Here is a 16,284-nt window from a genome sequence, read left to right on the forward strand (position 1 = left end):
GGGGGAGAAGTTTTTAGAGAAGTTTGAGCGCTATGAGAAGATACTTTTGGTTGAACTGGTTAATCATTTCAGAGTCTTTCATCATCATCTTGAGCGCTTCAAATGAGGAGTACTGTTTTCTATGTGGTCTCGCACTCGTTAGTGCATCAAAGACATCACATATGCTCAAGATAGAAGCAAAATCACTCATCTCGGTCTTTGTAAGGTTGTTTGGATAACCGCTGCCATCGTAGCGTTCATGGTGGTGCATGATGGCATCTAGGATGTAAGGGTCGTGAATCTTGTTTTGTTTGACGATTTCAACACTATACTGTGAGTGTTTTTGTACGCTTTTACTCTCTGATTCGCTTAGTTTTGTTGTTTTTTCAATCACCGTGTGGTCTATCTTTTTAAGACCTACATCGTGCAAGAGTGCTGCAGTGCCGAGTTGTAAGAGTTGCGTATCATTAAATTGGAGTTTGTTGCCTAGGATGAGAGCGTAGATGGCAACATGGAGCGAGTGGTTCGCCAAAGCATCGTTGTTGATAAAATGAGGCATGGTGTTGCGTGCAAAATCTGCATCATGCTTGACAAGATAGATGATTGATTTAAGAATAAGTGTGACGCAATTGGCATGTATCTTGTTTTCAGGACTGCTCATAAACATATCAAAAAGTTGCTCGGTAACATTATAAAGCAGTGCTACTCTTTTTTTTGGGTTGTCTCTGTTGTGACGTATGTAGTATTTGAGGCTCTCACATGAGAGAATCTGTTTTGTCTCGTCCTCTTTTGCGATATAGAGTGCTTCTTGATTTTTCAGTTTTGCGTGGAGCGCCTCAGAGATAAGTGTACCCGCTTCAATGATAATAACATACTCTTCACTTTTTTTTATAAAAATGTCATAAGGAATAACTTCACCAACTTTAATGGTGTTTATGTCCAAATGAGTATAAAGATGAGAGTGATCTAGCTTTGTTTTTATGATTTTCATTGGCGGAATTATAACAGTCAAATCTTAGAATAAATCTATAGCTAAAGCAATTTTTTGCTAAAATTTCATTTTTAGACAAAGGCAACAAAATGCAGATAATAGTTGATTCTCTTCGCAAAAAAGGCAAACTTTATAAAAAAATGCAAGAGATAGCCCCAAATGAACTTGGTATAAGAAATAAAATCAAGATATATAAGGCTACAGATATCAGCGGCTATTTTTGGGCGATTTTTGCTATAAGCCAAAAGAGCAAACTGCTTATGAAAGATGTGCATAAGTTTGAAGAGATTTATGCAAAACTCACGCTCTACATGGGACACAACTTCAAACATAGAGTTCTCTTTATCGACGCACCGCTTTGCTCAAAGGCAAAAGAGGCATTTTTGCAGCAGGGTTGGAAAATTCACTAATGCTTCTTTGCGACATCGGCAACACAACTTACCATTTTTTTGATGAAAAAAAATCCTATAAAGAGGATGCAAAACTCTTTAATCCGCTTCTTATAAGAGAGAGAGTTTTTTATATCTGTGTCAATGCAGAGGTGAAAGAGCGCATAAAGCCTCTTGAAAACTGGGTGGATTTGTCGCTTTATATAGATAAAAAAAAGTACTATGAGACGATGGGGATTGATAGGATTATGGCTTGTGAGGCTATAAAAGATGGTGTCGTTGTCGATGCCGGAAGTGCCATCACTGTGGATAGAGTAAGGGATGGGGTGTTTGAGGGCGGTTTTATCTATGCGGGGGTAAAAGCGATGCAGAGTTGCTACAAAAACATCTCTGTGGCACTTGAGTACTCATTTAACTTTGAGCTTGATTTGGATAAAATGCCAAAAAATTCCCGTGATGCCATCAGCTACGGATACTTGAAGCCATTTTGCGCTGAAGTACTCTCTTATGGCATGCAGATATATCTTACAGGCGGCGATGCAAAGCTTTTTGAGAGGTTTTTTGCAGATGCGGTTGTGGATGATACACTTCTCTTTAAAGGGATGAAAAATATTATGAAAAAGGCTAATTTATGCTAACAGTTGCACTTCCAAAAGGTCGTATCGCAAAAGAGACGCTGGAGATTTTTGAGACTATCTTTGGAGAGGGTTTTGCGTTTGATGACAGAAAACTCATTTTAGAGACGCCAAAGTTTCGTTTTTTGCTTGTTAGAAACCAAGATGTTGCGACTTATGTTTTTCATCAAGCTGCAGATATCGGTGTTGTGGGGCTTGATACGCTAGAAGAGCAGGGGCTTGATGTTATCAGGCTTCTTGATTTGAAACGCGGTATCTGCAAAGTGGCTATCGGCATGAAAAAGGGCGAGAAATTTGACCTTGACAAGCCTGAAATCAAAGTAGCGACAAAGATGGTAAACATCACAAAACGCTACTTTGAAGAGCGTGCGGTCTCTGTTGATATCATCAAACTTTACGGCTCTATCGAACTCGCACCACTTATAGGGCTTGCGGATATGATAGTAGATGTGGTTGAGACGGGTGCGACTATGAAGCAAAACGGTTTGGAAGTCGTGCAAGACATGATGACATCGTCCACTTATCTCATCGCCAACAAAAACAGTTATATCGCTAAAAAAGATGAAGTTTTGGATATCTACGAGAAGATAAACGCAGTCATAAAAGCAGAACAAAATGACAAATCTTGACCTTTACGCAAAAGCCGAACATCTTCTTGGCATAGAAGAGGCGACAGAAGCGCTTTATGACCTCTACCGCTCTGAGCTGGATGGGTATGCGGTAAAAACGCTTTTAGATATCGGCTGTGGGCGTGGCGGTTTTATGCAGCGCATGCAGAGTGATGGCGTTGTCTGCAAGGGAATCGACCTTAGTGCTGTTATGGTGGAAGAGTGCAGAGCGGTTGGTTTGGATGCCGAGTGTGTAGATGTAAGTCAAATCGGCGGCAAATATGATGCCGTTGTGGCTATCTTTGATGTGCTTAACTTCTTAAATGAAGAGGAGCTTTTGCTCTTTTTGGATGCAGTTGCGCAGAGGCTGAATGATGATGGTGTTTTTATCGCAGATATCAACACGCTTTATGGTTTTAGAGATGTGGCTGAGGGTACGATGAGCAGTGAAAATGAGAGTGAATTTCTCGTGGTTGACGCTGTTTTTGAAGATGAAAAACTCTTTACAAAGTTTACTCTTTTCGAAAAAGGTGATGATGCACGATATACAAAGTACCAAGATACCATCGTGCAGTATTTTCATAAACTAAAACTATTTGAGAAGCTCCCGACACTCAAACTTATAGACAAACAGACTTTTTCACTTTACGATACAAAAGACAAAACGCTTCTTATATTTAAAAAGCGTTAGGTTTATTCCATCCACGTCAAAAACTCTATGGTAAAGACAGCTCCATCTTTAGAGTTGGAAGCTGTGATGACGCCACCATTTTTTTCTACTAAAATTTTTGCAAAGTAAAGACCCACACTTGCATCATCGCGCATATGTGCAGGAAGTTGGCAAGATAAAAATATTTCTTCAAAAGATTTTCCCTGTATGCCGCCGCCATTGTCGCTAACGCTTATCTTTTGGTTTTCTATGGCGATGTGAATCTCAGGGTTGATGGTGTTTCTGAGTTTTAAAATCTCTCGTGCATTGTTTAAAAGAGTGAAGATGACTTGAGAGAACTCATTTGGATTGCCAAAGACATTTTCATTTTCGTGGGAGATAATATAGATTTTGATATCATCAAAGTAGAATGTTCCCTCAACGATAGTGAGAATTTCAATGACGGCATCTGTAAGGGAGAAAGATTTTTTGTTGGAAGAAGGTCTGTAGAAATTTTGGAATGTGTCGATGGTTTCACCCATAAACTCGATGATATCTCCTGCTTTTATAAGAAATTTTAAAAACTCATCTTTGTCGCATACATCGGGAGATTCAAGTTTTGTTTTTGAGAGGTTGTTGATAGAGCTCAGTGATGCAAGTGGCTGTTTCCACTGATGTGCGATGTGCATCAAGAGCTCACCCAAAGCTGCTTGTTTGGACTGTTGGTACATCATCTGCTCTTTTATCTTGTTTTTTTGCACCTCTTCTTGCACTCTTACTTCAAGATTTTTCTCATACGCTCTTAGTGCAAGGTGTGTTTTTACTCTTGAGAGAAGCTCATCGATGTAAAATGGCTTTGCGATGTAGTCCACACCACCTGCCTCAAATCCTCTTTTGATATCCTCTTGAGAGTTGTTTGCACTTAAAAAAATGATAGGAATATGAAGCTTTTTTGGCTCTTGTTTTAAGAAACGGCACACTTCAAGACCATTGACTTCAGGCATCATAATATCAAGAAGAATAAGGTCAATCGCATCTTCTCGCATCGCTATCTCTATAGCCTCTTTGCCGCCAGTGGCTTTGAGAAGATGATACTCACTCAACAACTCTACAAGTATGTCAATGTTGTACTCTACATCATCTACGAGAAGTATGGTCTGTTTTTGCTGCATGGAACACCTTTTGAAATCTATTTCTTATTATATCTTTTTTTGTGGGAAAATAATTATCTCACTTATCTCAGCAGTTGCTCCAAGACGCATCGGAGGACCCCAAAATCCTGTTCCTTTGTTGACATAAATCTGTAGCTTTTCGTTGTGTTTATAGAGTCCACTGATATAAGGCTGCTGGAGTTTTACCAGAAATCTAAACGGATAGAGCTGTCCGCCGTGAGTGTGCCCACTTAGCATCAAATCCACCCCATCAAAAACCTCTTCTATAAACTTTGGTTGGTGTGCTAAAAGCACCGTTGGGCTGTTTTGAGTTTTGTGAAGCGCTTTTTGTAAATCCGGCATATGGCTTTTGAGCCTATACCCTATGATGTCATAGACACCTGCAAGATAAAATCCCTCTCCTTCCGCCCCGATATAGATATTTTCGTTTTCTAAAACTCTAATGCCAAGAGATTTTACGCTTTGTAAAATTGTCTCGATGTCATGAAAATATTCGTGATTGCCAACGACATAGTAGGTTCCAAAGGTGGAGTTGAAATTTTTTAAGGCACTCAGTGCCTCTTTGGCTTTGGAGACATCAATATCTATCAAATCGCCTGTGATAACAACGATGTCTGGATGCAGCGCATTGACCTTTTGCACAATCGTTTTGATAAAATCCTCATCAATCAAACCGCCGATATGAATGTCGCTTATCTGTGCGATAGTGTAGGGTTTTTTAAGCTCTTTGATGTGGACATGAACCCTCTGAACCTCTATAAATCTTGCCTCGTATAAAGAGCGCAAACTTAGTGCTGTTGCAGCTGCAAAAGAGGAGATGTCGAGTGTTTTTTTGAAAAAGTTTCTGCGTGATTGTGAGAGTGGAACAAGTTGCAGCAGCGACCTTGAGATATCATAAACAACGGCTGTACAAAAGAGTAAAAAGAGTACTCCAATGGGGATGGAGAAGAGAAAGTAGAGCCAGTTTGGGATGTGAAGAGAGTAGCGTGCAAGCATATAGCCTGCAATACCAAAGAGATTTGTAAGTAAAAAGATATAAAAAAAGAGTTTTGTTTTTTCTGAGATATCTAGTTTTTGAACAAAACGTCTCCAAATATAGAGATGCAGTAAGATAAAAACGCCTAAAAATGCACTAAAAAAGAGGATATGATTCATACTGTAAAGTATAGCATTAACTTTAAAACATATGATAATGTAAAGAAAGAAAAGGCTAAAATTTGTCAAAATTATGTCAAGGAATGAAAAATGAAAAAAAGTTTAGTAGCTGTGTTGATGGCGTTCACACTTCTCTCTAGTGCAAATGCGAGTGAAAAAACAGGATGTGTGCTAGCGCAAAGTGGTGATGTTGAGGTAAGTTGGATAGGGTATAAAACGCCTAAAAAAGTAGGTGTGGGCGGGGTTTTTGATAAGGTTGCTTATACACCGGTTACAAAAGAGGGAGAGAACTTTCGCTCTATTTTGGTAGGGTCGTCTGTTGTTATCGATAGTTCAAGCGTAAACTCAAAACATGCAGACCGTGATGCAAAACTTGCTAAATTTTTCTTTGGCATGATGAAAGACAAAAACATCAACGCAAAAATCGTTGATATCAAGGCTGATCCTAGAGTCAAAGATGCACCAAGAACGGGTGTTGTAGATGTAGAGATAGAGATGAACGGTGTGAAAAAAGTTGTTCCGATGACATATAGTTTTGCTAATGAGACTTTTGAAGCAAAAGGAAACATCGATATCTTAGATTTTCAAGCCAACAATGCACTTAAAGGCATAAACGAGGCGTGTTTTGATCTTCATGAGGGAAAAACATGGAGCGAAGCGGGGATTGGCTTTAAGATGAAAATCCTAGCGACACTTTGTAAAACTAAGTAGTAAAATTCAGAGCACTCTTGATAGCGTTCATATAGCTAAGAGTGCTTGCTTTGCCTTGATAGGCGATGTCAAACGCCGTTCCGTGATCTACCGAGGTTCTGATGATAGGCAGGTTTAGCGAGACATTGATGCTCTCATCAAAGTAGAGTGCTTTGAGCGGTGCCAAACCTTGGTCGTGGTACATGGCTACAAAATGGGAAAATCTCTCTCGTCCATGTGGCGTAAAGGCGGTGTCGGGAACAAGTGCGCCGATAAACGCCTCTTTGCCGATACTCTTATTTGCTTCTTCTATCGCCGCTTCTATAACCCTCTCCTCGTCTCCCAAAACGCCGTTATCTCCCGCATGAGGGTTTAGCCCCAAAACGCCAAATTGTTTATCTGGAATGGCTCTGTTTAAATCAAGAAAAAAGCGTAAAAGCTCCTCTTTTTTGATGTGGCTCGCAACTTCTCTTAATGGGATATGTTCGGTGTAGAGTGCGACAAAGAGCCTTTCGCACCCAAGCATCATAATGGCATCTTTTTTAAAGTAGTCACGGAGCAGGTCTGTATGCCCTTTGTACTTCAAGCCACAGAGCATCCACGCCTCTTTGTGGATAGGAAGTGTGACAACAGCATCTGCTTTTTTTGTCTCGCATAGTTTGATGGCACTTAAAAATGAATCATAAGAGTATTTTCCTGCATCCGCATCGACACACCCCTCTTTGATGTTAAAACTGCCAGCAACATCAACTGTCTCAAAATCAGCAGGCGGAGTGATATCCAAAAGTTCGCAAGCCTGATGGAGCATGTAGGAGTTGATGCAGTAGAGCGGTTTGCATATCTTTGTGACCTCCGCATGTGCTTTGAGTGCTATCTCAATTCCAACACCGTTTAAGTCGCCTATGCTTATGGCTATGGTTTTTTTCATCTCGTTGTAAGTCTCTTCATCTCTCTAACTGCCTCTGCCAAGCCGCTAAAGACGCTTTTTGCGATGATGCTTTGACCTATGTTTAGTTCCGTGATTTCGGCGATTTTCATCATCTCATAAACATTGTGGTAGTTTAGTCCATGTCCTGCGGCTACTTCAAGTCCTATCTTTTTGGCATGTTTTGCCGCCTCTGTGATGGCTGAGATGGACTTTTCAAGTCTTATGGAGAGTTCATAGCGTGGAAGCTCTAGCTCTTTTACAGAATGATTTGAGTATTTTAGCGATGAGTTTAGCATGGCAAAGATATTTGCAAAACTCCCAGTGTGAAGCTCCACCATCTCTGCACCCAGAGCTTTTGACTTCTCAACCGCCTCGATGGTTGGGTCGATAAAGAGTGAAACGGGGATAATGTAGTCATGTAAAAGTTCGATGGCATAGGCTATCTCATCTTCATAGCCAAAAACATCAAGTCCGCCCTCAGTGGTTACTTCTTCTCTTTTTTCAGGAACTAGCGTTGCACGATGTGGTTTTAGGTCTGTAACAATCTCCAAAATGCTTTTGTTGATGGAACACTCCAGATTTACGGGCAGGGCAGAGTGCTTCATGATGGAGTAGGCATCCGCATCTTGAATGTGGCGTCTGTCTTCTCTAAGATGAATCGTTATCTGGTCCGCACCGCTTTGGCAAGCAACAAAAAGTGCATTTAAAATATCGGGATCATTGACCTTTCTCGCCTCTCGCAAAACCGCTATATGGTCTATGTTTACGCCAAGTTTCATGCTGCTCATTATTTGTTTCTGTGCATAGGATGTTGGTAATCATTTCTCTCACACCCGCTCATCGCAACCATCATTCCAAGTGCTAAAAATGTAATAAATATAATTTTTTTCATCGTCAATCCCTTAAAAAGTTTTTTGAATTATAGCATCGATTTCATTTATGCTTTTTGTGTTAGCAAAGCAGCTTTTGCTACCGCAAATCATAAATCCATCATCGTCTGAGGCTTTTTTGAGTACAAACGGATAGGCGAGTGAAGCAAGGGCAGTGCTGTTTGCTTCAAGGTTTCGTATGTTTGACTTAACAACCCTGTCGCCTCGTACATAACGCAAAGTTTGACGAAGCATGGCAGGATAGACTATAGGGCGTCGTCCCAGCTCATAAGAGTTGTACTCTAGTGTTTTAAAGGCAAAATGGGTGTATTTTTCATCTTCTAGCAGTGTGCCAAGAGAGAGGAGAACATCGACTATGACGGCTACAGAGCTTGTGTAGGTGTTGTCCGAAATCTCCGCTTTTGTCTCAAAATCGCCTCTGCTAAATCGCCACACTCCTTTGTTGTAGAACTTCTCCAGTGCCATGTTTGTGAACTGTTGCGCACGGATGAGGTAGAGTTCATCGCTAGTTGCGTCAAATGCTTCAATGAGTGCCTCAGATAAAAAGGCGTAATCCTCCAAAAACGCCTCTACTTTTGGGGTTTTGTGGATAAGCGTGGTGTGATAGAGTGTACCATCGACAAACATACTCTCTAAAAGCGCATCAAGTGCGGTAATGGCTCTTTGTTTGTAGCGTGCATCGACTTTGCCTAAGAGGAAGAGTGCTTTTATCATCATGCCAGACCATGAAGTTTGGATTTTTTTGTCCACAAACGGGTACTCTCTTTTGGCTCTTATGTTTTGAAGAGTGCTTTTGATGCTCTCAAAATCCCTCGGCGGTGTGCCGTCTCTAAAGCGGATGATATTTTTGCCCTCAAAGTTCCCATTTTTACTCACGCTTAACTCTTCTAAAACTTCTTTGTCAAGTGTAGAGAGTTCATCGTAACTGTAGGTGTAGTATGTTCCCTCCTCGCCCTCGCTGTCGGCATCGCTCGCACTATACATGAGATTGTCTTGGCTCATATGGTTGTGCCAAAAGTCGGCAATCTCTCTTGCTATGCGCAGAAAATCCTCGTCTTTATAGGCAAGATAGGCGTTTGTATAGAGTTCGCAAAGCAGGGCGTTGTCGTAGAGCATCTTCTCAAAGTGAGGAACAAGCCACTTTTCATCCACGCTGTAGCGGCAAAATCCGCCATCGACTACATCATACATGCCCCCTTTTTTCATCTGTTCCAGAGTGTTGATAACCATCGCTTTTGCGGCTTTATCGCCGTAGAGTTTGTCTATGACAAGAAGCGTGTTAAGCGTGGAAGCGTGTGGGAACTTTGGTGCAACGGAAAAACCGCCGTAGGTTGTCTCGTAGTTGTTTTTTGCTTGGTGCATAAAGTTTTTGACAAAATCCTCGCTCAGAACCGTTGCCTCTTTTGGATGCTCTTGATGTTTTATGTACCCCTCAATCTCATCTGCATTTTGAAGAAGTTGTGCATCGTAAGAGGAGATTTTGTCCGCTATAAGTTTGGTCAGCTCCACAAAGCCCATCGCATTTGAGTTTGTCTCTTGTGTGTGCGGCGGTATGTAAGTTCCTGCATAAAAGGGCTTGTTTTGCGGTGTGCAGAAGATAGAAGTAGGCCATCCGCCGGCTCGACGGTTAAGCAGCATATAGACCTCTTGATAGTGCTTGTCTATGTCGGGACGCTCTTCACGGTCAACTTTTATGCAGATAAAGTGCTTGTTGAGTATGTCGGCACACTCCTCATTTGTAAAGACATTCTCCTCCATAACATGACACCAGTGGCATGAGCTGTAACCGATGGAGATGAAGATAGCTTTGTTCTCATCTTTGGCTCTCTCAAATGCCTCGTCACACCACGGATACCAATCTACTGGGTTATCTTTGTGCTGTTGCAGGTAAGGGGAATCTTCATTTTCTAATCTATTGGACATTGTTTTCTCTTTTGTTTTTTGGGTAGAGTAGGAAAATCTAGCTAATTTTGTGCTTAATAGAAACTATTATGCGTTATAATTTTTTTCAAATTCATCATAATATGGAAACTTCAAAAAATGAAAAAACTCTTTTTACTTCTCTTTACCTCTCTTTACCTCTTTGGAGCGCAGCCGAAATTTTTGATGCCTGATGAAGCTTTTAAGCCCTCTGCCAAACTCAACGAAAAGATGCAAATAGAAGCTACAATCGAACTTGGAAAAGAGATATATCTCTATGATAATGCACTCAAAATTGTTCTTAAAAAGGGTGATGGGCTTGAGATACTCGAGGTTCTAAAACCAAAAAGTGTAGAACATCATGAAGATATGGTCTATCTTGAATCTCCTACTTTTGTAGTCACGCTTCAAAAACAAAGCGGTGTGAGCGGGGTAAAGAGTGTTGATATAGAACTCTCCTATCAAGGGTGTTCGGAGCAGGGGCTTTGTTATGAACCAGAGACGAGAGTTTATAGTTTTGAAGTTGATAGTTCTAAGCTCACAAGTGGGGCAAAAGAGCAAAAAAGTGAAGCAGTGCAGAAGCCGCTTGAGAAGATAGAGCCTCAAAAACTCTCTGAGAGTGATTCTATAGCAAAAACGATGCAAGAGGGCAATATCGCACTTATACTTTTGACCTTTTTAGGTTTTGGGCTTCTTTTGGCGCTTACACCGTGTACATTTCCTATGATTCCTATCATTTCAGGCATTATCATCTCTCAAGGCGAGGGGCTAAGTACCAAAAAAGCCTTTACGCTCTCTATGGTTTATGTCCTTGCTATGGCTGTTGCTTACACCATTGCAGGGGTTTTGGCAGGACTTTTTGGCTCTAACCTTCAAGCCGCGCTTCAAGCACCGTGGGCGATTTACTCCTTTTCTGCTATCTTCGTGGCACTCGCACTTAGTATGTTTGGATTTTACGAGCTTAAACTTCCAGACTCGTTTGTAGCAAAGATAAGCTCAAACCACGGCGGTAGTCGTGGCGGTTATGTCGGTGTGGCTATCATGGGCTTTTTGTCTGCACTTATCGTAGGACCTTGCGTTGCGGCACCGCTTGCAGGTGCGCTTGTCTATATAGGGCAAACAGGGGATGCGGTTCTTGGCGGAGCGGCACTTTTTGCGATGAGTATGGGGATGGGCTTCCCGCTCATTTTGGTTGGTGTGAGCGCAGGAAAGTTTATGCCTCGCCCTGGAGCATGGATGACGATGGTAAGTGCTGTCTTTGGCGTTATGATGCTCGGCGTTGCTATCTGGATGCTTGAGCGTGTGGTTGATGAAGCCGTTATCATGCTTCTTTACTCCATCCTTGGCATAGGTTTTGCGACCTACTTTGGAGCGTTTGACAAAGAAGCGCATATCTTTAGAAGAACCGTCTCTATCGTTCTTTTTATCTATGCAGTTGCTCTTTTTATAGGCGTAATGGCAGGCTCATACAGTATGACAAAACCGCTTGGATTTTTAAAATCATCCGCCGTTGTGAGCAGTACCACGCTAGAGCAAAAAGAGCTGGCGTTTACAAAAGTAACCTCCATCCCTGAACTTGACAAGGTTTTAGAGGCAAACAAAGGCAAAAAAATCCTCCTAGACTTTAGTGCCGAGTGGTGTGCCGTCTGTAAAGAGCTTGACAAAAAAACCTTCTCTGATGCAGCGGTTCAAGCGAAGATGGGTGAGTTTGTTCTCATCAAAGCCGATGTAACACAAAATAGCCAAGAGCAAAAAGAACTCAGCAAAAAATACGGAGTTTTCGGACCACCCGTCATCCTGTTTTTTGATGCAACTTCAACTGTTTTAGAGTCAAAAACGATTGTCGGCTTCATAGATGCGCAGAAGTTTTTGGAGCATTTAAGTAGCATTTGAATCAGATGTTATGTACTCTCTTGGAAATGGGGTTTTAACCCCGTTAAAAACTCAGCGAGGCTAAAGCCTCACTTCCAAAAAGAGTGTTTTTGCATACAAATTTTACAATAGCATATAAAGTCAGGTATAATTTCGCAAAAAAAAGAGAAAGGAGAGAGGATGTTACAGTATTTTAGCGGTACTTATGAGCTCATCGTATCAAAACTTGCATATTTTTTCTCTTCTAAACCATGCCACTGCAACCTCTTTTTTAAACGTAAAATCCGTCTTGTTCTTTTGCTGAACCATTTTATACCTCGTTGTCCATACTATGCAACACATTTTGCATTTAGACGCACAGGCGTACATCCTCCTCTTTAATATCCTTTTTTACAAAATCATTACAAAAAAATAAAAAATAAAAAAAGTACAAGGATATTTTAATGTCAAAAAATTACATAGTAGGTTTCCCACGCATCGGGGAGCAAAGAGAGTTGAAAAAGGTTTTAGAGGAGTTTTGGGCAAAAAAATGCTCATTTGATGTCGTTTTAAAAGTTGCAAAAGAGCTAAAGGCGAGACACTGGGCGTATCAAAGAGATGCGGGAGTGGAGTTTATAAGCTCAAATGATTTTTCACTTTATGACAATATGCTCGATACTTCCGTTATGCTGGGTGCGATTCCAAAAAGATTTCACCACCTAAAGGATGAGGAGCTTTACTTTGCAATGGCAAGAGGCAACGAGGAGTGCGTGGCTATGGAGATGACAAAGTGGTTTAACACAAACTATCACTACATAGTTCCTGAACTAAGTCTTGAAGAGAGTTATACACTTAATGCTTCAAAAATTATAGATGAGTACCGTGAAGCAAAAGCTCTTGGCATTCAAACAAAGATAAATATCATCGGTCCTATAACATATCTGGGGCTTAGCAAAAGAGTTGACCGCGGCGATGTTTATGAGCTTTGGAGCAAAATAGTGCCGATTTATGAGGAGCTTTTAAAAGTCATAAACACTCTTGATGATGAAGTGGTCGTGCAGATAGATGAGCCGATTTTTGCAAAAGGACTAGGTACTAAAGTTCTTAGTCTTATAAAACCGACTTACGATAGACTTGCAAGAGTTTCGCCAAATATAAAAATTGCGGTTGTAACCTACTTTGAACACTCAAATGAGGCTACAAAGATTTTGGTACATACGCCTATCTGGGCTATCGGACTTGACTTTTTATATGGAGATGAAAATCTAAAATCTCTTAATATCATCGCCATGAGCGGCAAAAAGCTTATAGCGGGAGTTGTTGACGGCAGAAATATATGGAGATGTGACATAGAAAAAACTACGTATATTTTGGAGAGTATCTCAAATTTTGTAAGCAAAGAGAATATCTTGATAAGTTCGTCTTGTTCGCTTTTGCATGTTCCCTTTACTCTGAAATATGAAGAAAAAATGAGCGGCGAGATAAAAGAGTGGCTAAGTTTTGCACTTGAAAAACTCTCTGAGATTTCGCTTCTGTCAAAACTCTTTTTTGACGGAGAGGATAGCTTGGACGAGAGAGAAAAAGAGACTCTCTCAAGCAATATAAAAGCAAATCAAAGCAGAAAGAATTCGCCTCTTATTCATGATAAAACCGTACAAGATAGGGTAGAAAATCATACAAAACTCCAAAGAGAGGGCGATGCAAAAGAGAGGCTAAAACTCCAAAGAGAGATTTTGGGATACAGCGATTTGGTGACCACAACCATCGGCTCATTCCCGCAAACTCCACAGCTACGATGTGCCAGAAGCGATTTTAAAGCTGCTCTTATCTCAAAAGAGAGCTATGAGGCAGAGATGAAAAGATATATAGATGAGTGTGTGGAGTTTCAGGAGGAGTGCGGTTTGGAGATTTTAGTCCACGGCGAGCCTGAGAGAAACGATATGGTCGAGTATTTTGGCGAACAGCTAAGCGGATATGGATTTAGCCAAAACGGATGGGTGCAGAGCTATGGAAGCAGATGTGTAAAACCGCCATTTATCTACGGAGATATCAGCAGACCTCGCCCTATGACGGTGGAGTGGATAGCTTATGCACAGAGCAAAACAAAACGCATCATGAAAGGGATGTTGACGGGACCCGTAACCATACTAAACTGGTCGTTTGTGAGAGACGATATGCCAAGAGGCGAAGTTTCAAAACAGATAGCCGTGGCACTCAGCGATGAGATAGACGACCTGCAAAAAGCGGGTATCAAAATCATTCAAGTTGATGAAGCGGCGTTTAAAGAGGGGTATCCGCTAAGAGGCGAGAAGATAAAAGCGTATGAAGCATGGGCGACAAGAGACTTCAAAATCGCCGTGAGCAGTGCAAAAAAAGAGACGCAAATCCACACTCATATGTGCTATAGCGAGTTTAACGACATCATAAACACCATAGAAGATATGGACGCAGATGTTATCTCCATAGAAACAGCTAGAAGCGGCAACGAACTGCTAAAAATCTTTAAAAAAGTGGGTTATACAAAAGAGGTCGGGCCGGGAGTTTATGACATCCATAGCCCAAGAATCCCAAGCGTTGAGGAGATAGTAAAGCAGATAGAGCTTCTGCTTGAAGTTCTGCCAAAAGAGCAGTTGTGGATAAACCCTGATTGCGGACTAAAAACAAGAAAATGGGAGGAGGTAAAACCCTCACTTCAAAATATGGTTGAGGCGGTTAGGATTGTAAGAGAAAAATTAGAGAGTTAAAAAAAGTAGCATGCGATTTTGCATGCTATGTGAACGATTTAAAGATTGCTAGAAGCCACAAAGGATGACAACCTTTGTATAAACTCATTTGGGTTGGTGTCGGCTATCTCTTGGGCTAAAATCTTGTCTGCGCCGTCTCCTAGTATCTGTTTGAAAACTGATTTGATTTCCTCTATATCGCCTCTGTTTTCAAGTCTTCTTCTAAGTCCGATAACATTTAAGCCTTTGATGGTCGCTTTGTTACCCTCGACCAGCATAAAAGGAGGGATGTCTGAAGCTACTACGGATGCTCCGCCTATCATCACTCCTGTTCCTATCTTGTTGTTTGCCTCAACCGTGCTAAGTCCACCGATGATAACTCTCTCTTCACAGGTGACGTTTTCATGAAGTCTGACGGCATTTGTTATGATGCAAAAATCGCCAAGTGTTACACCGCCAAAAATCTGTACATATCCCATAAGAAAGTTGTTTGCGCCGATAATTATTTGTCTATTCTCACTGCTTATATCTTGCGTGCCGATTTGCACAAACTCTCTGATATGTGTTTTTGTCCCTATATGAACATCAGACTCTTCAGAACCTATGACGGCAAAACTAAAAATCTTTACACCCTCATCGATTTGAAGTTTGCCTTTGAGGATGATGTTTGATTCTAGCGTGCATCCTGCTTTGAGTACGACATCTTTGCCGATAAAACAAAACGGACCGATGGTAACGTCTGGCGCAATGGTTGCACCTGCTTCTATAATGGTGGTTGGATGGATTTTTTGCATTATTGACCTGCGATTTCTAGGGTTATGATACTATCTTCTATGGATGCCAAAGAGCCTCTCTCACCGCTATTTAGGTAGTGGACAAAGGCTTCAAGCTCATCATGAAGTGCGTTGCTTCTGCCCACAAAACAGTTGTTTGTGATGTGTGCATTTGGGTTGATATTGACACGTTCTGTAAGTGTTTGTGAGAGTAGGTCGGCTTCAAAAAATTTGATTTTGCTCTCTTTGTCTATCCTACATGCAACACTTATGCTTCTTTTGCGGTAAGGGGTAAGCCAGTTTGTTGCGATATCGCCGATAACATTGCCCTCAAGCTCAAACGCCAAAATAGCGTTGTCTTCGTGTGTTTTATGAATCTTTTGTGATTTAAAAACGGCACTTTTTACTATCTCTTTTTGTGTGATAAAGCGAATCAGGTCGCTATCATGCACAGAGAGGTCGGTAAGGATGCCCACATCTGCGATGCGCTCTGGAAAAGAGCCGCTGCGAACGATGGAGATGGAGAGGATTTCATGGTTTTTTATCTCATGCATAAGTGATTTTACGACGGGATTGAAACGCTCTATATGCCCGACACAGCTCTTGATACCGCTCTTTTGAACTGCCTCAAAAATCTCTTGTGCATCTGCAACGCTTGAAGCGGCAGGTTTTTCGATGAATATATCTACACCACGAGCGGCACATATAAGAGCGGCTTCTTTATGCAGAAACGTGGGCGTAACGATGATAAGCGCATCAGGTTTGGCGGTATCAAGCATGGTATCTAAATCATAAAAAAACGGCTCTTCAAATTCGCCGTTTTTGACAACATCACAAAGTGCTACAATCTGCACTCCAGCTAGTTTTTTAAGCGTGTTATAGTGGTTTTTCCCCATAACACCAAGACCAAGAATGGCGATTTTTTTCAATG

Annotated in this window: 16 protein-coding genes; 8 read left to right on the forward strand and 8 right to left on the reverse strand. The window is 41.3% G+C overall.

Translation table 11 applies throughout. The features are described 5' to 3' along the window. Positions 1-13 precede the first annotated feature (13 nt). A complete protein-coding gene (locus AC6H4V_RS04950) occupies positions 14-970 on the reverse strand; it encodes an HD-GYP domain-containing protein (RefSeq protein ID WP_497607717.1) in 957 nt (318 codons plus the stop codon). Positions 971-1,059: 89 nt separating this feature from the next. Between AC6H4V_RS04950 and AC6H4V_RS04955 the strand changes: the two genes are divergently transcribed. The 4 genes from AC6H4V_RS04955 to AC6H4V_RS04970 are packed head-to-tail and all read left to right on the forward strand — an operon-like array spanning position 1,060 to position 3,293. After that, complete coding sequence (locus AC6H4V_RS04955) at positions 1,060-1,380, forward strand: hypothetical protein (RefSeq protein WP_497607718.1); 321 nt, start codon at positions 1,060-1,062, stop codon at positions 1,378-1,380. Further along, positions 1,365-1,997 carry a type III pantothenate kinase gene (locus AC6H4V_RS04960; protein ID WP_497607719.1) on the forward strand — a complete coding sequence of 211 codons (633 nt, stop codon included), beginning with the start codon at positions 1,365-1,367 and terminating at the stop codon, positions 1,995-1,997. The genes AC6H4V_RS04955 and AC6H4V_RS04960 overlap by 16 nt, the downstream gene beginning before the upstream one ends. After that, a complete protein-coding gene (hisG, locus tag AC6H4V_RS04965) occupies positions 1,991-2,623 on the forward strand; it encodes an ATP phosphoribosyltransferase (protein WP_497607720.1) in 633 nt (210 codons plus the stop codon). Before AC6H4V_RS04960 ends, hisG begins: the two co-directional genes overlap by 7 nt. After that, positions 2,610-3,293 (forward strand): SAM-dependent methyltransferase, encoded by a 684-nt coding sequence (locus tag AC6H4V_RS04970; RefSeq protein WP_497607721.1) that lies wholly within the window; start codon positions 2,610-2,612, stop codon positions 3,291-3,293. The genes hisG and AC6H4V_RS04970 overlap by 14 nt, the downstream gene beginning before the upstream one ends. 2 nt (positions 3,294-3,295) lie before the next feature. Here the strand turns inward: AC6H4V_RS04970 and AC6H4V_RS04975 are convergent, their stop codons facing one another. Together AC6H4V_RS04975 and AC6H4V_RS04980 are read right to left on the reverse strand one after the other, a co-directional pair. Further along, complete coding sequence (locus AC6H4V_RS04975) at positions 3,296-4,423, reverse strand: response regulator (protein ID WP_428730774.1); 1,128 nt, start codon at positions 4,421-4,423, stop codon at positions 3,296-3,298. A 27-nt stretch (positions 4,424-4,450) separates the two neighbouring features. Continuing rightward, complete coding sequence (locus tag AC6H4V_RS04980) at positions 4,451-5,578, reverse strand: metallophosphoesterase (protein ID WP_497607722.1); 1,128 nt, start codon at positions 5,576-5,578, stop codon at positions 4,451-4,453. Positions 5,579-5,668: 90 nt separating this feature from the next. Here AC6H4V_RS04980 and AC6H4V_RS04985 point away from each other — a divergent pair, with 90 nt between their 5' ends. Next, complete coding sequence (locus tag AC6H4V_RS04985) at positions 5,669-6,289, forward strand: YceI family protein (protein ID WP_497607723.1); 621 nt, start codon at positions 5,669-5,671, stop codon at positions 6,287-6,289. Here the strand turns inward: AC6H4V_RS04985 and pdxA are convergent. The 3 genes from pdxA to AC6H4V_RS05000 all read right to left on the reverse strand — a co-directional run bounded on the left by pdxA (position 6,282) and on the right by AC6H4V_RS05000 (position 10,009). Beyond that, a complete protein-coding gene (gene pdxA, locus AC6H4V_RS04990; RefSeq protein WP_497607724.1) occupies positions 6,282-7,196 on the reverse strand; it encodes a 4-hydroxythreonine-4-phosphate dehydrogenase in 915 nt (304 codons plus the stop codon). The two genes, AC6H4V_RS04985 and pdxA, sit on opposite strands and share 8 nt — an antisense overlap. Next, a complete protein-coding gene (locus AC6H4V_RS04995; protein ID WP_497607909.1) occupies positions 7,193-7,975 on the reverse strand; it encodes a pyridoxine 5'-phosphate synthase in 783 nt (260 codons plus the stop codon). The genes pdxA and AC6H4V_RS04995 overlap by 4 nt, the downstream gene beginning before the upstream one ends. 123 nt (positions 7,976-8,098) lie before the next feature. Next, positions 8,099-10,009 carry a thioredoxin domain-containing protein gene (locus AC6H4V_RS05000; protein ID WP_497607725.1) on the reverse strand — a complete coding sequence of 637 codons (1,911 nt, stop codon included), beginning with the start codon at positions 10,007-10,009 and terminating at the stop codon, positions 8,099-8,101. A gap of 117 nt (positions 10,010-10,126) precedes the next feature. Here AC6H4V_RS05000 and dsbD point away from each other — a divergent pair, with 117 nt between their 5' ends. From dsbD to metE, 3 genes are all read left to right on the forward strand, one after another. Continuing rightward, the gene (gene dsbD / locus AC6H4V_RS05005; protein ID WP_497607726.1) at positions 10,127-11,899 is read left to right on the forward strand and encodes a protein-disulfide reductase DsbD; all 1,773 of its coding nucleotides are present in this window, start codon (positions 10,127-10,129) and stop codon (positions 11,897-11,899) included. 159 nt (positions 11,900-12,058) lie between these two features. Beyond that, positions 12,059-12,259: a hypothetical protein gene (locus AC6H4V_RS05010; protein WP_497607727.1), complete on the forward strand. Its 201-nt coding sequence runs from the start codon at positions 12,059-12,061 to the stop codon at positions 12,257-12,259. A gap of 62 nt (positions 12,260-12,321) precedes the next feature. Beyond that, complete coding sequence (gene metE, locus AC6H4V_RS05015) at positions 12,322-14,601, forward strand: 5-methyltetrahydropteroyltriglutamate--homocysteine S-methyltransferase (RefSeq protein ID WP_497607728.1); 2,280 nt, start codon at positions 12,322-12,324, stop codon at positions 14,599-14,601. Positions 14,602-14,639: 38 nt separating this feature from the next. Here the strand turns inward: metE and AC6H4V_RS05020 are convergent, their stop codons facing one another. Both AC6H4V_RS05020 and AC6H4V_RS05025 read right to left on the reverse strand, forming a co-directional pair. Then, positions 14,640-15,374 (reverse strand): acyl-ACP--UDP-N-acetylglucosamine O-acyltransferase family protein, encoded by a 735-nt coding sequence (locus AC6H4V_RS05020; protein WP_428730752.1) that lies wholly within the window; start codon positions 15,372-15,374, stop codon positions 14,640-14,642. Further along, positions 15,374-16,282: a Gfo/Idh/MocA family oxidoreductase gene (locus AC6H4V_RS05025; RefSeq protein ID WP_497607729.1), complete on the reverse strand. Its 909-nt coding sequence runs from the start codon at positions 16,280-16,282 to the stop codon at positions 15,374-15,376. The genes AC6H4V_RS05020 and AC6H4V_RS05025 overlap by 1 nt, the downstream gene beginning before the upstream one ends. Between the last annotated feature and the right edge of the window lie 2 nt (positions 16,283-16,284).

The sequence above is a fragment of the Sulfurimonas lacustris genome (genome assembly GCF_059705355.1).

Bases quoted from the DNA above. Each gene is read 5' to 3' on its own strand.
- metE (WP_497607728.1), top strand. From the start codon at position 12,322: ATGTCAAAAAATTACATAGTAGGTTTCCCACGCATCGGGGAGCAAAGA.
- AC6H4V_RS04970 (WP_497607721.1), top strand. From the start codon at position 2,610: ATGACAAATCTTGACCTTTACGCAAAAGCCGAACATCTTCTTGGCATA.
- AC6H4V_RS05010 (WP_497607727.1), top strand. From the start codon at position 12,059: ATGTTACAGTATTTTAGCGGTACTTATGAGCTCATCGTATCAAAACTT.
- AC6H4V_RS04995 (WP_497607909.1), bottom strand. From the start codon at position 7,975: ATGAAACTTGGCGTAAACATAGACCATATAGCGGTTTTGCGAGAGGCG.
- AC6H4V_RS04950 (WP_497607717.1), bottom strand. From the start codon at position 970: ATGAAAATCATAAAAACAAAGCTAGATCACTCTCATCTTTATACTCAT.
- dsbD (WP_497607726.1), top strand. From the start codon at position 10,127: ATGAAAAAACTCTTTTTACTTCTCTTTACCTCTCTTTACCTCTTTGGA.
- hisG (WP_497607720.1), top strand. From the start codon at position 1,991: ATGCTAACAGTTGCACTTCCAAAAGGTCGTATCGCAAAAGAGACGCTG.
- AC6H4V_RS05020 (WP_428730752.1), bottom strand. From the start codon at position 15,374: ATGCAAAAAATCCATCCAACCACCATTATAGAAGCAGGTGCAACCATT.
- AC6H4V_RS04985 (WP_497607723.1), top strand. From the start codon at position 5,669: ATGAAAAAAAGTTTAGTAGCTGTGTTGATGGCGTTCACACTTCTCTCT.
- pdxA (WP_497607724.1), bottom strand. From the start codon at position 7,196: ATGAAAAAAACCATAGCCATAAGCATAGGCGACTTAAACGGTGTTGGA.
- AC6H4V_RS04980 (WP_497607722.1), bottom strand. From the start codon at position 5,578: ATGAATCATATCCTCTTTTTTAGTGCATTTTTAGGCGTTTTTATCTTA.
- AC6H4V_RS05000 (WP_497607725.1), bottom strand. From the start codon at position 10,009: ATGTCCAATAGATTAGAAAATGAAGATTCCCCTTACCTGCAACAGCAC.
- AC6H4V_RS04975 (WP_428730774.1), bottom strand. From the start codon at position 4,423: ATGCAGCAAAAACAGACCATACTTCTCGTAGATGATGTAGAGTACAAC.
- AC6H4V_RS04955 (WP_497607718.1), top strand. From the start codon at position 1,060: ATGCAGATAATAGTTGATTCTCTTCGCAAAAAAGGCAAACTTTATAAA.